General features: G+C 57.4%; 14 protein-coding genes. 5 read left to right on the forward strand and 9 right to left on the reverse strand.

The genetic code is table 11. The annotated features are described in order from the left end of the window. Position 1 precedes the first annotated feature (1 nt). Both B7Y89_RS04550 and B7Y89_RS04555 read right to left on the reverse strand, forming a co-directional pair. The gene (locus tag B7Y89_RS04550; protein WP_292936160.1) at positions 2-1918 is read right to left on the reverse strand and encodes a hypothetical protein; all 1917 of its coding nucleotides are present in this window, start codon (positions 1916-1918) and stop codon (positions 2-4) included. Beyond that, the gene (locus B7Y89_RS04555) at positions 1915-2043 is read right to left on the reverse strand and encodes a hypothetical protein (RefSeq protein WP_292936162.1); all 129 of its coding nucleotides are present in this window, start codon (positions 2041-2043) and stop codon (positions 1915-1917) included. Before B7Y89_RS04555 ends, B7Y89_RS04550 begins: the two co-directional genes overlap by 4 nt. A 125-nt stretch (positions 2044-2168) precedes the next feature. Between B7Y89_RS04555 and B7Y89_RS04560 the strand changes: the two genes are divergently transcribed. Both B7Y89_RS04560 and aroB read left to right on the forward strand, forming a co-directional pair. Next, positions 2169-2750 carry a shikimate kinase gene (locus B7Y89_RS04560; RefSeq protein WP_292936164.1) on the forward strand — a complete coding sequence of 194 codons (582 nt, stop codon included), beginning with the start codon at positions 2169-2171 and terminating at the stop codon, positions 2748-2750. Beyond that, a complete protein-coding gene (aroB, locus tag B7Y89_RS04565) occupies positions 2741-3850 on the forward strand; it encodes a 3-dehydroquinate synthase (protein WP_292936166.1) in 1110 nt (369 codons plus the stop codon). The genes B7Y89_RS04560 and aroB overlap by 10 nt, the downstream gene beginning before the upstream one ends. A 59-nt stretch (positions 3851-3909) precedes the next feature. Here the strand turns inward: aroB and B7Y89_RS04570 are convergent, their stop codons facing one another. The 6 genes from B7Y89_RS04570 to B7Y89_RS04595 form a co-directional block, all read right to left on the reverse strand. Then, on the reverse strand, positions 3910-4692 hold the full coding sequence (locus B7Y89_RS04570) for an enoyl-CoA hydratase-related protein (protein WP_292936168.1): 783 nt from the start codon (positions 4690-4692) through the stop codon (positions 3910-3912). Positions 4693-4803: 111 nt separating this feature from the next. Continuing rightward, entirely contained in the window at positions 4804-5772 is a 969-nt protein-coding gene (locus B7Y89_RS04575; RefSeq protein WP_292936170.1) for a glucokinase, read from the reverse strand. A gap of 34 nt (positions 5773-5806) precedes the next feature. After that, on the reverse strand, positions 5807-7630 hold the full coding sequence (gene edd, locus B7Y89_RS04580; RefSeq protein ID WP_292936172.1) for a phosphogluconate dehydratase: 1824 nt from the start codon (positions 7628-7630) through the stop codon (positions 5807-5809). Next, positions 7627-8253 carry a 6-phosphogluconolactonase gene (locus B7Y89_RS04585; protein WP_292936174.1) on the reverse strand — a complete coding sequence of 209 codons (627 nt, stop codon included), beginning with the start codon at positions 8251-8253 and terminating at the stop codon, positions 7627-7629. The genes edd and B7Y89_RS04585 overlap by 4 nt, the downstream gene beginning before the upstream one ends. Next, complete coding sequence (gene zwf, locus B7Y89_RS04590; RefSeq protein ID WP_292936175.1) at positions 8246-9694, reverse strand: glucose-6-phosphate dehydrogenase; 1449 nt, start codon at positions 9692-9694, stop codon at positions 8246-8248. Before zwf ends, B7Y89_RS04585 begins: the two co-directional genes overlap by 8 nt. A 145-nt stretch (positions 9695-9839) precedes the next feature. Beyond that, a complete protein-coding gene (locus tag B7Y89_RS04595; RefSeq protein WP_292936177.1) occupies positions 9840-11474 on the reverse strand; it encodes an alpha-glucosidase in 1635 nt (544 codons plus the stop codon). Between the two features lie 205 nt (positions 11475-11679). On the opposite strand from B7Y89_RS04595, the gene B7Y89_RS04600 reads away from it, so the two are divergent. The 3 genes from B7Y89_RS04600 (at position 11680) to B7Y89_RS04610 (ending at position 16821) form a co-directional block, all read left to right on the forward strand. Then, positions 11680-12585, forward strand: a complete 906-nt coding sequence (locus B7Y89_RS04600) for an ROK family protein (RefSeq protein WP_292936179.1) — start codon at positions 11680-11682, stop codon at positions 12583-12585. Positions 12586-12982: 397 nt separating this feature from the next. After that, positions 12983-15496: a TonB-dependent receptor gene (locus B7Y89_RS04605; RefSeq protein ID WP_292936181.1), complete on the forward strand. Its 2514-nt coding sequence runs from the start codon at positions 12983-12985 to the stop codon at positions 15494-15496. Between the two features lie 308 nt (positions 15497-15804). Further along, positions 15805-16821: a LacI family DNA-binding transcriptional regulator gene (locus B7Y89_RS04610; protein ID WP_292936182.1), complete on the forward strand. Its 1017-nt coding sequence runs from the start codon at positions 15805-15807 to the stop codon at positions 16819-16821. Position 16822: 1 nt separating this feature from the next. Here B7Y89_RS04610 and B7Y89_RS04615 read toward each other — a convergent pair whose 3' ends face one another. Continuing rightward, complete coding sequence (locus B7Y89_RS04615) at positions 16823-17956, reverse strand: glycoside hydrolase family 68 protein (RefSeq protein WP_292936184.1); 1134 nt, start codon at positions 17954-17956, stop codon at positions 16823-16825. Positions 17957-17996: the final 40 nt, after the last annotated feature.

The raw sequence follows: 17996 nt of genomic DNA on the forward strand, positions 1-17996 counted from the left end.
GTCAAACGCGGGAAACCGCTTCGGCTGCGATCATCCGCGCCTCGGCTTCAAGACCGACCTGCCGAAGCGCCGAAACGATGTGGTACAAGTGCAGCGGCGTCATCCGGTCCCAACGTTCCGCTTGCATCCCGAATGCCGCCAGCAAGGAAACCAGCGCCGGGTTATCCGATGCTGCCGCCGCATCAATCGCGCGCGTCCATCGCGTCTGCCGGTTAAGGTCAACGCTCATCTTTTCGGCGAAATTGGTTGCGGCAGCGGGGTCAACCCGTTGCAACCCCATCAGCCCTGCCAGCAAAAATCGTGACCGCAGCGCCCCTTCGGATTCATCGTTGTCGGCAAAGGCGTTCAAGCCATCATTGGTCACTTGCGTGGCCCGTGCAGGATTGGCGAGGACCACCAGCCCCCAGCCCTCGCTACCAACTGACAGGAACGGTGCCCATTTCAAGGCATTGCGATCCAGTCCTGCAGTAAGCATGGAGGCCACCAAAGCGGCTGCATTGTCTGACAAGTCGTTTGAAGGGGCAAGCCGCGCTGCGGCATAAGATGTCAGCACCAGTCCTGAATAGGCGCGGTCCGGATTGGTCCCATCACCCCACAAGGTGCGGATGGCTTCAAAACGATCACTGGCTGCTTTTGCCAGATAGGCGGCGCGCAGCGTTTCAGCCCGCTTCGTCCATTCATCCGCTTCGGCAGCGCCACCGCCGTTATTGGCGCGTGCCGCATAAAGCTGGCTGTAAAGATCGATAACCGCCTGTGATGACAGAACTCCGCGCGCGGCAGCCACATCAGCGGCGGCTGCGCGGGATGCCAGTGGCAGCATGGGTGCGCGCACTGCCGTCAGCGAATAGGTCGCGCCTGCACTCTGGCGCAAGGCCGCAGGCGGCTCGACACCGGTCGCAAACGCCATGCCGATGCTCCACGGCGTCAGAGCATCGACACCTTCCCATTCAATCTTCACGGCGCGCCGCGCATTGATTGCAGCACCGGCAAATTTCTGGGCCAGCAGTATATCGATCTTGCTGCCGGTGCCGCGACGCAAAGCGCGGTCCAGTTGCGACATGCCGGACGATCCCTCGTCAGAGAACGAGGAACAGATCGCGCGGGACAAATCCCATTCCCACCCGGGTCGCCCTGCCGCCGTCAGCGCGGTAATCGGGCACAAGCCAACCGGATCAGATGTGGCGATAAAGCTTGCCATCGCCGCATCTTCCAATGCGCGCGTAAAGTTGCCGCTGTCCACCGATTGGACCATGGCCCGCGCGGCATCAGCCTCGCCCATGCGCAACAGCAATTGCGCCCGCATTGCCGCCCAATCCGCGCCATTCATGCCAACAGGCGTCGCCAATCGGCTGGATAGCGCGCGACGGGCAAGGATGTGGCCCCAGCGCGAAACGAACCGCCCGCGCGTTTTGCCAATCACACCCTCAACAAATTGCCCGTTCAGGTAATGCGTTGAAGCAACCGGAAATCCGCCCTCACGCTCATCAATCACACCGACAATCTCAAGACTACGACGGCCCGATGGCGGAATATCAAACTTCGGTTTGGCCGATTGGATCAGCTTTTCCAGCAGAACAGGGTCAATCGACTTGAGCAACGCCTCATCGCTATTGCCACCGCCACCGCCACCGCCACCGCCAGTCGATTGGGAAGCATTGGCAACAGGGATGGCCTGAACCACCGGCGTCGCGGTGCTTGCCGGTGTGCCGACAGGGCTTGGCGCAGGGGTGCTTGAAACCGGGCGTACAGTTGCTGGCGTCGCCGAACGCGCCGGTGCAGATGAACGCTGCGGTGCAGGCCGCGATGGCGCAGGCGGGCTGTCAAACCCGGGAGGAAGCAGCGATTCTTGCGCAACCAACGTTCCCGAAACAGCCGCCAGCGCAGCGACCCCGCTTAACCAAAGAATGCGCCGGTTCATTGTTGCAGAGCTCCTGCGCTCACCGGTTGTTCGATCCATCGCATCGGCTGCGCCCCACCCTTGATCCATGCAATCACCAAAATTGCGGCCACCAAAATTGCAGCCAACGCCAGCGCGCCGACCACGGCAACTATCCTGTTCACGCGCATTTCGCTCCCGGCAGCCCGATTGCCGCCCCCATTCGCTGTCAAATGTGCCTCAACAGGCGATACTTGCAACGATCACTAGCGCAAGTATAGGCAACCCGGCAATGCAACTTGATGCCGCCCCTCTCAGTTCGTCCGAAATCGGCCATATCGCGCGCCGGATAGATCGGCCTTTGGTGCTGGTTGGCATGATGGGCGTCGGTAAAACCACAATAGGCCGAAAACTCGCCACAATGCTTCATCTGCCCTTCGTCGATGCCGATGAAGAGATTGAACGCGCTGCACACATGCCCATCCCTGAAATCTTCGCGACATACGGCGAACCCTATTTTCGCGATGGCGAACGGCGCGTCATCGCCCGGTTGATTGGGGACGGACGGCCCAATGATCGCAAAGTCCTTTCCACAGGCGGCGGCGCATTTGTCGATGCGTCCACGCGGGCGCTGTTGCTGGAAAAGGCCATCGCGATCTGGCTCGATAGCGATATTGCAACGTTGCTTGAACGCGTAGGCCGCAAAGGCAACCGCCCATTGTTGAAAACGGGCGACCCGAAGGAAATTCTCACAAACCTGCGCGCTGAACGCCAACCATTCTACGCTCAGGCACCAATCCATGTCATCAGCACCACGCAGCCGCACCACGTTACGGCCTCGCGCATTCTCAGGGCAATCGACCAATGGCTGTAATTCCCGTCGCTATCGCGGGCGCTCCTTATGAAGTGCGCATTGAAGCCGGTGTGCTGGCCCGCGCCGGCGAACATTGCCGCCCGTTCATCCGCAAAAACCATGTATTGGTCATCACTGACCACAATGTTGCGGCAAAATGGCGCCAAACTGCCACTGAATCGTTCGCTTCCGTCGGCATCCGCAGCGAATGGCTTGTCCTGCCAGCGGGTGAAAGCACCAAAAGCTGGGATCACCTCGCCCAGGTAATAGACTGGCTGCTCGACCAAGAAGTTGAACGCAAAGACAAAATTATCGCACTTGGCGGCGGCGTGATTGGCGACCTTACCGGTTTTGCCGCCTCCATCGTAAAACGCGGCTGTGGCTTCATCCAGATCCCCACCACTCTACTCGCGCAAGTTGATTCCAGCGTTGGCGGCAAAACGGCGATCAACACGCGCGCTGGAAAGAACCTTGTCGGCGCATTCCACCAACCTGCCCTTGTCTTGGCAGATCCCTTGGCGCTCAATACCTTGCCATTGCGCGATGTGCGGGCCGGTTACGCCGAAGTTGTCAAATACGGCCTGATTGATAACGCAGCATTCTTTGAATGGTGCGAAGCCAATGGTGCAAAATTGCTCGCAGGCGATCAAGCCGCACGCGAATACGCCATCGCGCACAGCGTCGCTGCCAAAGCGCGAATCGTTGCGGCCGATGAAAAAGAAACCGCAGGCGTTCGTGCCCTGCTCAATCTCGGTCACACTTTTGGCCACGCTCTGGAAGCCGAAACCGGCTTTTCGGAAAGGTTGCTGCATGGCGAAGGTGTGGCGCTCGGCATGGTGTTGGCAGCCCGCTTTTCGGCGCGACAGGGGTTAATGACCGGGCAAGACGCAGAGCGCGTTGCTGCCCATATCGGCACCGTCGGGCTACCAGCCTCGCTCCCTGCACTTGCACTCAATTGCGATGGACGCCGCCTTGCCGATCACATGCTTCACGACAAAAAGATGGACGCGGGTACCCTGCCGTTCTTGCTCATGCGCGGGATCGGGCAAACCTTCCTCGCTACCGATACTGATCTGAACGAAATTGCAGCCTTCCTTGATGAGGAATTGGCGCGCACCTGATCCTTGAATGCTGATCCCGGCGGTCTTCAGCAGGCACCGGGATCAGCAAAACTCGCCGATCAATTCCCGGTAAAAACGGCCTTGCGCTTTTCCAGAAACGCAGCACTACCTTCCATGGCGTCGGCGCTATCACCGGCAATCCGTTGGCCTTCTGCTTCGTTTAGTAACGCGCTGGAGTAATCCATCTCAAGCGCTTCGGCCAAATTCTGTCGCATGATGCCCAATGCAACTGTCGGGCCATTGGCAAGGCGTGTCGCCAAAGCCAGCGCTTCATCCTGCAAAGCGGCGTCGTCCACCGCTTTGTAAATCAGGCCCCAGTTTTCCGCCTTTTCAGCGCCAACTTTTTCGCCAAGCATCATCATTTCGGTGGCGCGCGCTTTGCCGACAAGGCGGGCCAACATCCATGATGCGCCGCCGTCAGGAACGAGGCCGATGTTGACAAAAGCCTGAAGGAAATAGGCTTTGTGACCCGCCAGTACAAAATCCCCTGCAAGAGCAATCGAGCAGCCGATCCCTGCTGCCGGACCGTTGACAGCCGTCACGATTGGCACGGGCAAACGCGCCAAAGTCTGCATCATGGGGTTATAAGCCATTGTCAGGGTGCTATATGCCCCAAGGCCACCAGCTATTGAACGGTCACCTTCCACTGCAAGGTCAGCTCCCGAACAGAATGCACGCCCGGCACCCGTGATCAGAACAGCGCGGGCTCCGTCCAAATTCGACACAGCATTGGCGATTTCAACGGCCATATCAGGCGGGCAAGCATTGAGCCGATCAGGACGATTCAGCACAATCTTCAGGACATGGCCAATCCGTTCAACCTGAATGGTTTCGTATTCCATCTCGCACAACCTCTTTCGTCAGCCATCAAACCACAGGCCAACGGCCATAACCGTGTGGACGGATGATGCCATCAAAAATTGGTTGTGCGCCTCTGCGCAATCAAACTGTGATCAAACCTGATAGGCCTGTGCAAATGCTGCGGCGGCTCCAAACAGTCCCGGCTGCGGATGGGTAATCATCTTAACCGGAATTGCCGCCATAAGGGCTTCAAACCGGCCCTTGGCTTGAAATCGGTCAGCAAAGCCCGACCTGACCAGCGTATCCTTGATCCGTAGCCCCAAGCCGCCAGCCATCACTACACCAGTTGCCCCGTGCGCCAAAGCAAGATCGCCGGCCACGCTGCCCAAAGACAGGCAAAACCTGTCCACTGCCGCTGCTGCCAAGCTATCTTCGCCCGACGTTCCCAACTCCCACAACTCGCGGTCCGTACGCGGGGTGAAGGGGCGCGCTTCAAGCATCGCCAGAGCTTCATAAATATCGACGATCCCTGGCCCTGCGACCACGCGTTCTACCGATACCCGGCGATGACGCTTGCGGAGGCCCGCAAGTATGGCATCCTCGATCGTGTCAATCGGCGCGAAATCGATATGGCCACCTTCTGTCGGTTGCACGCGATAAACCGCGCCATCGCGCCACAATTGCGCTACGCCAAGGCCTGTGCCGGGGCCGACCACGCTGATCACACCCGTAGTGGGCAGGTTTTCCTTGGGGCCACTCAAGTGGACGAAATGATCGCAATCCGCTTGCGCAACGGCATGGGCCACTGCTGCAAAGTCATTGACCACAACGTAATTGTCCGCACCCAGCTTTTCAGGGATTAGCGCTGGACGAATGATCCACGGGTTGTTGGTGAACTTGATGATGTCACCACCCACAGGCCCTGCCACCGCAATCGCGGCTGCCTTGGGCAATGGGCTGCCAACAATGCGCCCGAACTCTTCCCAGGCCAGTTGGAATGACCCGTGTTCAGCGGTCTTCAGCGTTACCGCGTCACCTAGCGAAACAACGCGACCACCGCTGACTTCAGCGATGGCAAATCGCGCATGCGTCCCGCCAATATCAACGGTTACTACCTGCATCCCATCCCCCGAAGGCGCTTATGCGCCAAGCTTGTTATAATCCCGCTGCCGCTAACATGGCCGATCCGCCACGCTCTGCTGGGTCGGAATGCTGACGCATCAGCGCAAACAATTCACGGCCTACGCCCACTGCGTTATGCGATGCAACGGCATCATCGCGCGCGTCCCATTCCTGATCGGGCACCAGCGCCGTCAACACGCCCGTGTTGGCACACACCCGCACGACATCACCATCGCGCAACTTGGCCAAGGGGCCGCCATGGCCTGCCTCAGGCGATACGTGAATAGCAGCCGGAACTTTGCCCGAAGCGCCAGACATGCGGCCATCAGTCACCAACGCTACCTTGAACCCGCGATCCTGCAACACGCCCAACGGCGGAGTCAGTTTGTGCAATTCAGGCATGCCGTTCGCACCCGGCCCTTGGAAACGGACCACCACAACGACATCACGCTCCAGTTCACCGGCCTTGAACGCCGCCAGAACATCATTTTGTTCAGCAAACACACGGCAGGGTGCTTCAATTGTCCAACGCGATGGATCAACCGCGCTGACCTTGATCGTACCGCGCCCAAGATTACCCTTGAGCAACCGGAAGCCGCCTTCTGCCTGAAACGGTGCAGCAACCGGCCGAAGCATAGTATCGTCGCCCGATACCTCCGGCGCTGGCTCCCACTTGAGCAAATCCGTATCCATCACCGGCTCTTGCGCGCCTTCAGCCAGTGAAGCGCCATAGACGGTGCGGATATCGGCATGGGCAAGGCCCGACCCGATCAATTCGCGGATCACGAACGGCATCCCGCCTGCGGCTGCAAACGCATTCACATCGCCCGCGCCATTGGGATAGACATTGGCAATCAATGGCACCACGCGCGACAATTCGTCCATATCATCCCAGTCGATCTGGATACCTGCTGCGCGCGCAATCGCAGGCAAATGGATCACATGATTGGTGGACCCGCCCGTCGCCAAGAGCCCCACAATGGCATTGACGATTGCCTTTTCATCCACACAAACGCCCAAGGGGCGGTAATCATCGCCATCCCAACCAATCTGCGCAACGCGGTGTACGGCAGAGCGGGTCAATTCCTGACGCAGCTTGTTTCCGGGCTGCACAAAGCTGGAGCCGGGCATATGGAGCCCCATCATCTCCATCATCATCTGGTTCGAATTGGCCGTGCCATAAAACGTGCATGTGCCGGGTGAATGGTAGCTGGCGCTTTCGCTTTCCAGCAGCTCATCGCGGCCCACTTTGCCTTCGGCATAAAGCTGGCGAATGCGCACTTTTTCCTTGTTTGGAAGGCCCGTCGGCATTGGCCCTGCTGGCACAAGAATCGTCGGCAAATGGCCAAAGCGCAGCGAACCGATCAACAATCCCGGCACGATCTTGTCGCAAATGCCCAGCAGCAGCGCGCCTTCGAACATGGCATGGCTCAGGCCAACCACCGTTGCCATCGCAATCGCGTCTCGACTGAACAATGACAGTTCCATAGAATCCTGCCCTTGCGTCACCCCGTCGCACATCGCAGGCACGCCGCCTGCCACCTGGGCAGTAGCGCCGACTTCGCGGGCGAAAATCTTGATCTGTTCGGGATAGCGGCCATAGGGCTGATGCGCTGAAAGCATGTCGTTATAGGCAGTGACGATGCCAATGTTCATGGCCCTGCCCGCCTTGATCAGCGGCTTGTCATCACCCGCTGCGGCAAAACCGTGCGCAAGGTTGCCACATGAAAGCTGCGGCCGGTTCAGACCCTGATCGCGCGAACGTTCGATCAGATCGAGGTAAGCCGCCCTCGTTGTACGGGAGCGTTCGATAATACGCTGGGTAACGCGCGCCACGGTGGGGTTCATTGGCATCATTCGCTCCAGTAAATCGTCACGGGCGGACCAAATCCGCACAGGAAATCGGCCACGGGATAACTGTCATCCCCGGCCAAAACGCGCTCTATCAGCGCCTTCTTTGACGCGCCGGTCACCACAAGGATAATTTCCTTCGTGGCCTTCAGCGCCTTCTTGTTCAGCGTCAGACGCTCAAACGGGGCCTCTGGCGGCAGCGGGATTGGCGTTGTTGCAATCACTGTAGCGCCCGGACGGACCAATGCTTTCATGTGGGGGAACAACGATGCAACATGGCCATCTTCGCCCATGCCGAGCCAGACGAGATCAAACGGCGACACCGCCGCGCCTTCTTCAAGGCGTTCAAACACAGCGCCGGAATGCCCCAATGCGGCGTGAATCTTGCCAAAATTGCTGGCCGGATGATCATCAGGGACACACCGGTCATCTGTCAGCGTGATCGTCACACTGGACCAATCCAGCGCCCGATCCTGAAGCAAATCCAGCACCTTGATAGGTGTTGAGCCGCCTGTAAACGCAATCCGCTTAGCCCCCGGTGCAGCCACAACGCGGGCTATGCGATCAGCAACCGCTGCCGCATTCCCGGGACTTGCCCATGTGACTGTGGTGGGCGTCCATTCAGTCATTCCAGCTGCGCCCGTCTCGTTCTGTCAGTGCAATGGCAGCGTTGGGGCCCCAGCTTCCGGCAGCATAGGGCTTGGCCTCCATACCGGTGTCGTCCCAGACTTTGCGGATACCATCAACCCATCGCCACTGCGCTTCGACTTCGTCGCGGCGGACGAACAGAGTCTGTTCGCCTTCGATCAGATCGAGCAACAACCGTTCATAGGCAATGCGGCGGCGCGCCTTGGCGAACGCCGTGGTCAACGACAGATCGAGGTTTACTTCACGCAGGGTAATCCCGCCACGGTCCAGGCCCGGCTCTTTGGCCATAACCTGCATCCGCACATATTCTTCGGGCTGAAGCCGGATAACCAGACGATTGGCCGGCAACCTGCCACCACGCTGCCCGAACAGATTGTGCGGCACCGGCTTAAACTCGACCACGATCTCGCTGCGACGCTCGCTCAAACGTTTGCCAGTCCGAAGGTAGAACGGCACACCGGTCCAACGCCAGTTATCGACATGGGCTTTGATCGACACGAAGGTTTCGGTGTCGGATGCTTCGTTCAAGTCTTCTTGATAACCGCTAACAGCAGCGCCTTTGACGGCGCCCGTGCGGTATTGCCCGCGCACCATTTCCTCGGCCTTGACAGGCCGCAGTGCACGCAAAACTTTGACCTTCTCATCACGGATCGACGTTGCATCAAGGCTGGCGGGAGGTTCCATCGCGATCAGAGCAAGCAACTGCAGCATGTGGTTTTGCACCATATCCCGCAATGCGCCGGTGTCGTCGTAAAAGCCTTTGCGACCTTCAAGACCTACCGTCTCGCTCACCGTGATTTGCACATGATCGATCCCGCCGGAATTCCACAGCGGCTCAAAAATCATATTGGCAAAACGAAGGGCCATCAGATTTTGAACTGTTTCCTTGCCAAGGTAGTGATCGATCCGAAAAATCTGTTCTTCGGCAAAAGCTGCTGCGACTGCATCATTGATCCGTGTGGATGAAGCCAGATCATTGCCCAACGGCTTTTCCAAACCGATCCGCACATTGCCGTGGGTCAGGCCAGCACGGCGCAACCCTTCAATCGTAGGTTCAAAAAGGAATGGCGCGGTCGATAGAAAGATCGAAAGTCCGCACGACGTGTCACCCAGTTTCTTGGCCAGATCGCCGAAACCATCAACGTTAGATGCATCCAGCGTCTGGTATTCAAGCCGATCCAGGAACGAGGCAAGCTTGGCGTCATCACGCCGGTCTTCGGGCAAAAACTCGGCCAGAGCGAGACGCGCAAACTCGCGGAACTCTGCATCGTCATGCTCAGAACGTGCCGTTCCGACAATCCGCAAATCAGGACCGATCAACTCGTCCTCATGCAACGCATAAAGCGATGGCAGGAGCATACGGCGCGAAAGATCGCCGGTCGCGCCGAACAACAGCAGCGCGGAACAGCTTTTCTCGATCATTGGCGCAATTCTCCCCATGGTGTTGCGAACCGAAAGCTTTGCAGTGCCGCCAACCCATGCACCACTGCCCTAGACCCTTAGAAACCTTAGATCAGCATGCATAAGTATGCTGCATAGCTATGCGTGGCGATGGCCATTGCCGGGATCAGCACGATATTTCGATCCATAGTGCCCCATATGGCGGCAGATCGCCAATAGTGGCCCCATTAACTGCGGCGACGATTGCACCGTTTAACGTCAACACCGCAGGCCAGACAATGGGCTCAGCTGAAAGATTGAATACCGCAGCAATCGCCTGTTGCCCCGCCACTCGGCGTACCGCCAGCACGTTTTCATCGGCGAGAAGCACGGTGAAATCCCCATACCGCAAAGCTGGATTTACTCGTCGTAAATGCAACAGCTTCGTCGTCAGGTTAAGCAACGATGCTGGATCGCCTTCCTGGCTATCGACCGCATAGGATAAGTTCTCCTCACCCAGCGGCAACCATGGCAAGCCCGTTGTAAAGCCGCCTTCGTCAGCCTGAGCATGCCACGGCATTGGAGTTCGAGCGCCATCACGCGAAAGGGTCAATGGCCAGTTTGCTATCGCTTCGGGATCTTGCAATCGCTCAAACGGGATGTCGACTTGGGTAAGGCCCAATTCCTCGCCCTGATATACGATGATATTGCCGCGCAGGGATGCAAATAGCATTGCTTTCATCCGCCCGAAGGCTTCGCGATGTTCTGGCGCGCTCCATCTGGACAATGCTCGCGGTGCATCGTGGTTTTCAAACGCCCAACTTGGCCAGCCCATCCCCGGCTCATCCGGCCATTTGGCCACAGCTTCCGCCACAAATTGGGGGGTCAGCGCATCAGCATAAAGGAAATCAAAACCATAAGCGCTGTTGAGATGGTCCTCGCCCGCCGTAAATGCCTTCATTTCTGTTTCGGCAATATCGCCGCCCACTTCGGCAACAGTAAACACCGCGCCATATTCGTTGCAAACAGCGCGTACGCGCTTGATGAAATTCAGGATGTCCGGGTGCGATTGATTGTAGAGTTTCAATTGAAAATCAAACGGACGCGTCTTGCGCCGCCCATCATTGGGCGCAGGGGGATTATCGCGCATATCCAGATCATGCATCAGAAAGTTAAGAGCATCCAACCGGAAACCATCAACGCCGCGTTCCAGCCAGAACCGCATTGCTGCCAGCAACGCGTCCTGCACCTCAGCATTGTGCGCGTTGATCTGCGGCTGGCTCGATAGGAAATTGTGAAGGTAATACTGCCGGCGCCGCGCATCCCACGTCCAAGCGGGGCCACCAAATACCGATTGCCAATTTGAAGGTGGCGAACCATCGGGTTTTGGATCAGCCCAAACGTACCAATCTGCTTTCGGGTTCGTGCGGTCCTTCCGGCTTTCAACAAACCAGGCGTGCTGATCAGAGGTATGCGCGAACACCTGATCAATCGTCACCTTTATGCCCAATTCGTGCGCACGGGCGATCAACGCATCAAAATCGGCAAGAGTGCCGAAAATCGGATCAACGTCGCAATAATCGGCCACGTCATAGCCGAAATCCTTCATCGGTGATGTGAAGAACGGCGATATCCAGACCGCGTCCACACCCAAACGCGCGACGTGATCAAGCCTCGCTGTAATTCCTAGCAAATCGCCAATGCCATCGCCGTTCGAATCGCAAAAGCTGCGCGGATAGATCTGGTAGATCGCGGCCCCGCGCCACCATGGAAAATCTGTTGGAACGTCAAGCGAGGTCAGCTTTTCGGATGTCGCTGTCATAAAAAGAGGTTCCGCCAGAAAAAGGACGCACGTCAGGTCGCTATCGCGCAACAGATGAAGGTGTTAGTAAAGGAAGGTAGTTTTGCGCAAGCACGGACCTTCAATACCGGCACTTTCCCCTCTTATTATTCGTATGCGGATCGATTGCAGTCGGCGTTTGATTCTGCGACGGGCCATTCGTGACGACATAACCAAAGGATACGACATGGCCACGCAAGGACTGATTGGTGCAGTCGAGGCAGGCGGCACAAAATTCGTGTTGGCACTGGCCACATTCGATGGCGAAATCGTCGCCCACTCACGCCTGCCAACGAACACGCCGGTTGAAACATGGCCTGCAATGCAGGAGTTCTTTACGCAGAATTCCGCAAGGCATGGCCCCATTTCTGCATTCGGCATCGCCAGCTTTGGCCCGATCGACATCGACCCTGCCTCAGCCGCTTATGGCACTTTCACAACCACACCAAAGCCGGGTTGGTCAGGCGCGCGTTTCCATGATGCGCTCGCCAGCTTCAATGCCCCCATCATGGTCGATACCGATGTAAACGGCGCGGCCATCGGTGAATGGCAAGCTGGTGCGGGCCAAGGTTGCCGGACGCTGGCGTACACAACTATCGGCACTGGCGTAGGTACGGGAATCGTGCGCGATGGCCGATCGCTCATGGGCATCTCGCACTTCGAAAGTGGGCATATCGTACCCCCGCAAGACTTTGCAACCGATCCTTTTGGCGGCATTTGCCCTTACCACGGCAATTGCATCGAAGGTTTGGCATCAGGCCCGGCCATTGAAAAGCGCTGGGGCCGCAGCCTTGACAAGTTATTGGGCGAAGCAAACGCTATCTCCTTGATCGCTGATTATATTGCGCATCTCGCTTCCACGCTCGTGCTGCTTCATATGCCAGACCGGCTTATCTTCGGCGGAGGAGTCATGAAGGCTCCCGGCCTGATCGAAGCCGTCCGCACCGCCACTGCGGAAAAACTCAATGGCTATGTGCAGCATCCCCGCCTTGATGCAGGGCTCACCCGGTACATTGTCACACCCGGACTTGGCGATGATGCGGGCATAACCGGCGCAATCGAACTGGGCCGTCAAGCTCTCGCTGCACAATGAGCCACCACGAGCGCACCTGTTCGATAGGCTGACAATTGGGAAGTATGCCGCGAATCGGACAATCAGTCCGGAAACATTCACATCTCTGGGAAACTTGCTGGGTGATGCCAATTTGGCCCAAGCATAGCTAATCTGCAAAGCGCAGATCGGTATTTTACCTAACGATGCAACCCCCTATTTTAAAACGATTTAATTACACAGGTTGGCACAGAACGCTGTCCAAATCGCACAAGTTTGTCACAGGTTGCGCGCACTTTGTTAAAGTCCGAACCCCTGCACCAAAAGCCACAACAATCGATTGAATTTTGATTGCAATCGATTGCAGATCGATTAATTAGCACGAACTGAACGCGTCGAGAGTCGTAATGTCGACGCAGAATCAGCAGGGAGAGTAATCATGACCAACACCCGATTCCGTAGTCTTATCTCTGTGTCGGCAATCTGCCTGACAGCAATGGCGACCCCCGCATGGGCACAAGCCGCAGACGAACAAGCAGCCGAAGCACCAACCTCGGAAGAAATCATCGTTACCGGCGTTTCGCGCGCCACCAACCGCCTCGACACCAGCATTTCGGTTAGCGCGCTGAACGCTGACAGCATTGCTGCAGTCTCACCGCGCGGCACGTCGGAAATTTTCCGCCAACTTCCCGGCATTCGTTCAGAATCATCTGGCGGCGGCGGCAACTCGAACATTTCGGTTCGTGGCCTGCCTATGCTGACGGGTGGCGGACAGTTCGTTTCGCTGCAAGAAGACGGCCTGCCTGTGCTGCTGTTCGGCGATCACAACTTTGCCCCGGCTGATGGTTTCATCAAAACGGACACGACGCTGGCCCGCATTGAATCAGTCCGCGGCGGCAGTTCTTCCACCCTCACCACAAACGGCAATGGCGCGATCATCAACCTGATCAGCCGCACGGGTGAACAAGAGGGCGGTAGCATCCTGTTGAGCAAGGGCATCGATTTCAACGATTCGCGTGTTGATCTGGAATATGGCTCGGCGCTGGCCGAAGACCTCTACTTCCATGTTGGCGGCCACTACCAAATCGGTGGCGACGTGCGCGACACCGGCTTTAATGCGGTCAACGGCGGCAAGTTTCGCGCCAGCATCACCAAGAAGTTTACATCAGGCTTCCTGCGCGTGTTCGCACAAGTGATCGACAAGAAGGACGCAACCTTCATGCCGCAGCCTGTCCGGATTACGGAAGTGCCCGGCTCGGTCGCAGCCGTCGCAGCAGGTGCGGCGAACTATGGCCGTGTGCTTGGTACGCTCACCAACAGCCTGCCCGGCCTCGATGCAGCGAACCAGACCTTACACGGCGGCAACCTCATCGGCTTCCCTGTTGTCGATGGTTCTGGCAACCTGATCTCTACAGATCTGCGCCAAGGCATCCACACCAAGGGCCGTTCGTTCGGCGGTGAGTTCGAGTTTGAGCCTGCTGAAGGCCTGACCATCAGCAACAAGCTGCGCTACACCGACTTTAGCGGCCGCTTCATCGCTCCGTTCACCCATGCAGTCGACACCGCGACGAATACCCTTGCCCGCGTTGGCGGCACTTCGGCAACATTCTTCAACGGCCCCAACGCTGGCGCTGCTGTTACCAACGCATCGCTCACGGGTCTGACGGGTAACAACCTGATCACCGAAATCGCGCTGTTCGATACCGAACTGAATGATATGGGCAACTTTGCCAATGACTTGCGCGTCACCAAGTCATTCGCGCTTGAAGGTGGAGAAATCGTCGCAACCGCTGGCTATTTCGTGATGAGCCAGAACTTTGAACAGCGCTGGCACTGGGGCCGCCTACTCACATCGACCGAGGGCAATCCTGCAATCATCAACGTCCCCGGCGTGACCGAAGCCGGTATCTACACCTACAACGGGGCATTTGGCGGATGCTGCAACATTCTGTGGGATATGACGGCAAAGGTTGATGCAGTATACGGCGGCCTTAACGCCACTTTCGGTGACCTCAGCCTTGATGGCAGCCTGCGCCGCGAGACCATGCGCTACAACGGATTTGCCCAGTTCAACTCGGCGCGCAATGTTGATGTGAACCGCGATGGCACCATCGGCCCTGCGGAAATCGGCGTGCCGATCAGCGATCCTGCGACACGCGGCAATATCGGTGGCGCGCTTTCGGGTACGGCCTATTCGATTGGTGCAAACTATCGCGCAACCGCCGATCTCGCTCTCTTTGCACGCTACAGCAAGGGCCTGACGTGGAACTTTGACCGTCAGTTCGGCGCATTCAGCGGCGGACAGATCACCCAGCCCGGACTGCTGCGCAACACCACCAAGCAGTTTGAAGCTGGTCTGAAGTGGCGTGAATCGATGGACTCAATCCCCGGCCGACTTGAACTTTACCTTACCTACTTCCACGGTGAGGCAAATCTGCGCAACTTCTCGATCACCAACAACCAGGCGACGGGCAACATCGTCAAAGCAGATGGTGTCGAGATGGAAGCCAACTGGCGGACGGGCAACTTCAACTTGTTCGGCAATGCTACGTGGACCAACGCACGCAACGTAACCGACTTTTCGGTTCCTGCCCGCTCTGGCCTCGTTCCGCGCCGTCAGGCTGATTGGATTTACAACATCGGCGCTTCCTACACCTTCATTGACCGCCTGACTTTGGGCGCGGCTGTCAACGGAACGTCGGCAACATTCGTGGATTTCGAAAACCGCTTCGTCCAGCCAGCTTTCAACGTGGTCACAGCCTATGTCAGCTTCGACGTGACCGACCGGATGACGCTTGCCGTAAATGCGAACAACCTGTTCGATACGACAGGCTTCACTGAAGGTGATGAAAGCCGCTTGTTCGATACCGATGGTAATGGCGCTTACGACACCTCGATTGGCCGTTCGATCACTGGTCGCACGATTTCGGCATCGCTGCGTTACAGTTTCTAACCGATAAAACTTCAAACCCCTTACCCCGGCATCGGCCTGACAAGGTCGATGCCGGGGTTTTCACGTCCACAATGTGCCAAGGCAAAACACGTAACAAAACTTGCCAATCACACATTTTACTTCGTATTAATCGATTAGTTAGAAGATGGAAGCCAACTGGCTGCTTCCAAACCGCAAACGCAGTTGACATTTGCAAGGCGTATCAAGCAGATAGCGGCAAACCGGAGGCACCCAGATATGTCAGCGCAAATATCTTCTGTTCGCGCAGTAGCTGTTCTGACAAGCTTTATGAGATTCTGAACCGCCCAATGACGACTGGACAAAGTGGCTTGAAAATTCGCAATATTGCTGAGCTGGCGCGAATGGCAGGTGTTTCGGCAGGCACCGTCTCGCGTGCCCTTGCCGGCAAAGACCTCGTCAACAAGGAAACGCGTGAACGTATCCAGGCATTGGCGCGTGAACACGGCTTTCGGCCAAATCAAATGGCGCGCCGCCTGCGTACACAGAAAACCGGTGTGATTGGCGTGGTCATTCCGCTTGGCCATGAACGCCGTCAACACATTTCGGACCCGTTCTTCATGACGTTGTTCGGCTACCTTGCAGACGAGTTGACCGAAAGCGGCCATGATCTGATGCTATCGCGTGTCATTCCCGGCGATGATGAATGGCTCGATCGCATTGTCGATTCCGGCATGCTTGATGGGGCGTTGGTCATTGGCCAATCAAACCAGACTGATGTCATTGAACGTGTGGCCGCACAGTATCGTCCGCTGGTCATTTGGGGCAGCCACCGCGAAGGCCAGATGCAGTGTACTGTCGGCGTCGACAACCAGGCAGGTGGACGTCTTGCCGCGGAACGACTTGTCGCGCGTGGTGCAAAGAATTTGGCATTTTTTGGCGATACCAACGGCCCTGAAATTGCAGAACGGTTGGCTGGAGCGCAAGCCGTTGCCAATGCGCATAGTTTACCGATGCGTGCATTCCCGACGCACCTTGCCAGCGATGAAATGGCGAGCCAAATCGCAACGCACCTTGATGACCTCGGCAATTCAATTGATGGCATCGTCTGTGCGTCTGACATTATCGCTATGACAACCATCCGCATGCTGCATGAACGCGGTCGGTCAGTACCCGATCAAATCGCGGTTACCGGTTTCGATGATCTGCCCTTGGCCGAACGTATGGTGCCGCAACTAACCACAGTGCGGCAGGATATCGCCGCCGGCGCCCGCGCGATGGTCGACGCTTTGCAGCGCCGCATCGCGGGCGAGGATGCGCCTTCCACTGTGATGAAACCCGAACTTATCTTGCGCGAAAGCGCGTAGACTATGCAACGGTAACGGCGTCCGCGTCGAACCGCAGATCAAAGCGGGGTGCGGGGGTTCCGCCAAAGTTGCTGCGAAGCAATTCAGGAAAATCCTCTGTCGTGCGGCCCGCCATCGCAAAGTAATCGACAAAGCTCCACACCTCGCCCTCCCCCGTCACCCACCAGCTATAGCTTTGCATTGGTTCGGCATCGGGATTTGCTGCAACCAGGCCTGACCCGTTAATCGGCCGCCAAGGGCCAGCGATTGAATCTGCCACCATGCCATAAAGCCCGTTCGGTCCTGCATGCGCCTCAGGTGCAAAGACATGGCGCTGCGTTGACCAAAACAGATAGTAACGCCCATCACGCACCACGACGTGGGGACGCTCAAGTTCGTTATTGATGCCCACCGCCTCGACAACCGGATCGCCCAGTACCCAAGCGCCGTCCGTCAATGTTGCAATGCCGATATTGCCATTGTGCGTATGGTCAGACCATGCCGCGGTTCCCGTAAACAGGATATGCGCCAAGCCCGTCGCCGGATCACGCAACCATGCCGGATCGCGAAAGCCCTTGATTTGTCCGGGAGCGCCGCTGTCTTGCCGGTCCAGCAAGTAGCGCACGCCATCAGCCACAAAGATTTCTTGCAGCACCTGCCATTCGCCCGGACCAGCATCACCCAGTTTGCCTTCAGTCGCAAACAGGCGTTGCTCAAACGTCAACGCCGCTTCATCGCGCCTGCCTGCGGCTGTGATGAAATGCTGGACCGTATAGCCATCATCCATCAGCACCGCTGACCCTGCCCATTCGCGGCTTCCGGGGGTTAAGCCGTCAGGAAATGCGTTGCCGTGGTCGCGCCAGCCTTCACTGCCTAACGACAACAACCGGATCCGAGCATGCGCATGGCGGTTAACCGGATCAGGAAACACGGGCGCGCTGAGGAAAAACCACCACTGCCTGCCGCGATGTTCAACGGTACGCCCATCCTCGTGCGCCAATGGCCAGCAATCCCACAAATCTAGATGCTCAAAAATCCGCTCTACATCACCTGCATTGATCAATGGAATGCGCGGCATTTCGGCAAAATGCGTTGGCGCCCAGCGGCATATCTGCGACGAAACAATCGATTGCGGCGGACCAGAAAATTCAGACATCAGAGACTTTCAAAGTAATCAGACGAAGGTCAGGGTCTAG

Source organism: Novosphingobium sp. 32-60-15 (assembly GCF_002280675.1).
Classification (GTDB): domain Bacteria; phylum Pseudomonadota; class Alphaproteobacteria; order Sphingomonadales; family Sphingomonadaceae; genus Novosphingobium.

What these genes read in the sequence shown, in the direction of transcription:
- B7Y89_RS04550 (WP_292936160.1), bottom strand. Translation starts at nt 1,918, where the DNA reads ATGAACCGGCGCATTCTTTGGTTAAGCGGGGTCGCTGCGCTGGCGGCT.
- B7Y89_RS04560 (WP_292936164.1), top strand. Translation starts at nt 2,169, where the DNA reads ATGCAACTTGATGCCGCCCCTCTCAGTTCGTCCGAAATCGGCCATATC.
- aroB (WP_292936166.1), top strand. Translation starts at nt 2,741, where the DNA reads ATGGCTGTAATTCCCGTCGCTATCGCGGGCGCTCCTTATGAAGTGCGC.
- B7Y89_RS04570 (WP_292936168.1), bottom strand. Translation starts at nt 4,692, where the DNA reads ATGGAATACGAAACCATTCAGGTTGAACGGATTGGCCATGTCCTGAAG.
- B7Y89_RS04575 (WP_292936170.1), bottom strand. Translation starts at nt 5,772, where the DNA reads ATGCAGGTAGTAACCGTTGATATTGGCGGGACGCATGCGCGATTTGCC.
- edd (WP_292936172.1), bottom strand. Translation starts at nt 7,630, where the DNA reads ATGATGCCAATGAACCCCACCGTGGCGCGCGTTACCCAGCGTATTATC.
- B7Y89_RS04585 (WP_292936174.1), bottom strand. Translation starts at nt 8,253, where the DNA reads ATGACTGAATGGACGCCCACCACAGTCACATGGGCAAGTCCCGGGAAT.
- zwf (WP_292936175.1), bottom strand. Translation starts at nt 9,694, where the DNA reads ATGATCGAGAAAAGCTGTTCCGCGCTGCTGTTGTTCGGCGCGACCGGC.
- B7Y89_RS04595 (WP_292936177.1), bottom strand. Translation starts at nt 11,474, where the DNA reads ATGACAGCGACATCCGAAAAGCTGACCTCGCTTGACGTTCCAACAGAT.
- B7Y89_RS04600 (WP_292936179.1), top strand. Translation starts at nt 11,680, where the DNA reads ATGGCCACGCAAGGACTGATTGGTGCAGTCGAGGCAGGCGGCACAAAA.
- B7Y89_RS04605 (WP_292936181.1), top strand. Translation starts at nt 12,983, where the DNA reads ATGACCAACACCCGATTCCGTAGTCTTATCTCTGTGTCGGCAATCTGC.
- B7Y89_RS04610 (WP_292936182.1), top strand. Translation starts at nt 15,805, where the DNA reads ATGACGACTGGACAAAGTGGCTTGAAAATTCGCAATATTGCTGAGCTG.
- B7Y89_RS04615 (WP_292936184.1), bottom strand. Translation starts at nt 17,956, where the DNA reads ATGTCTGAATTTTCTGGTCCGCCGCAATCGATTGTTTCGTCGCAGATA.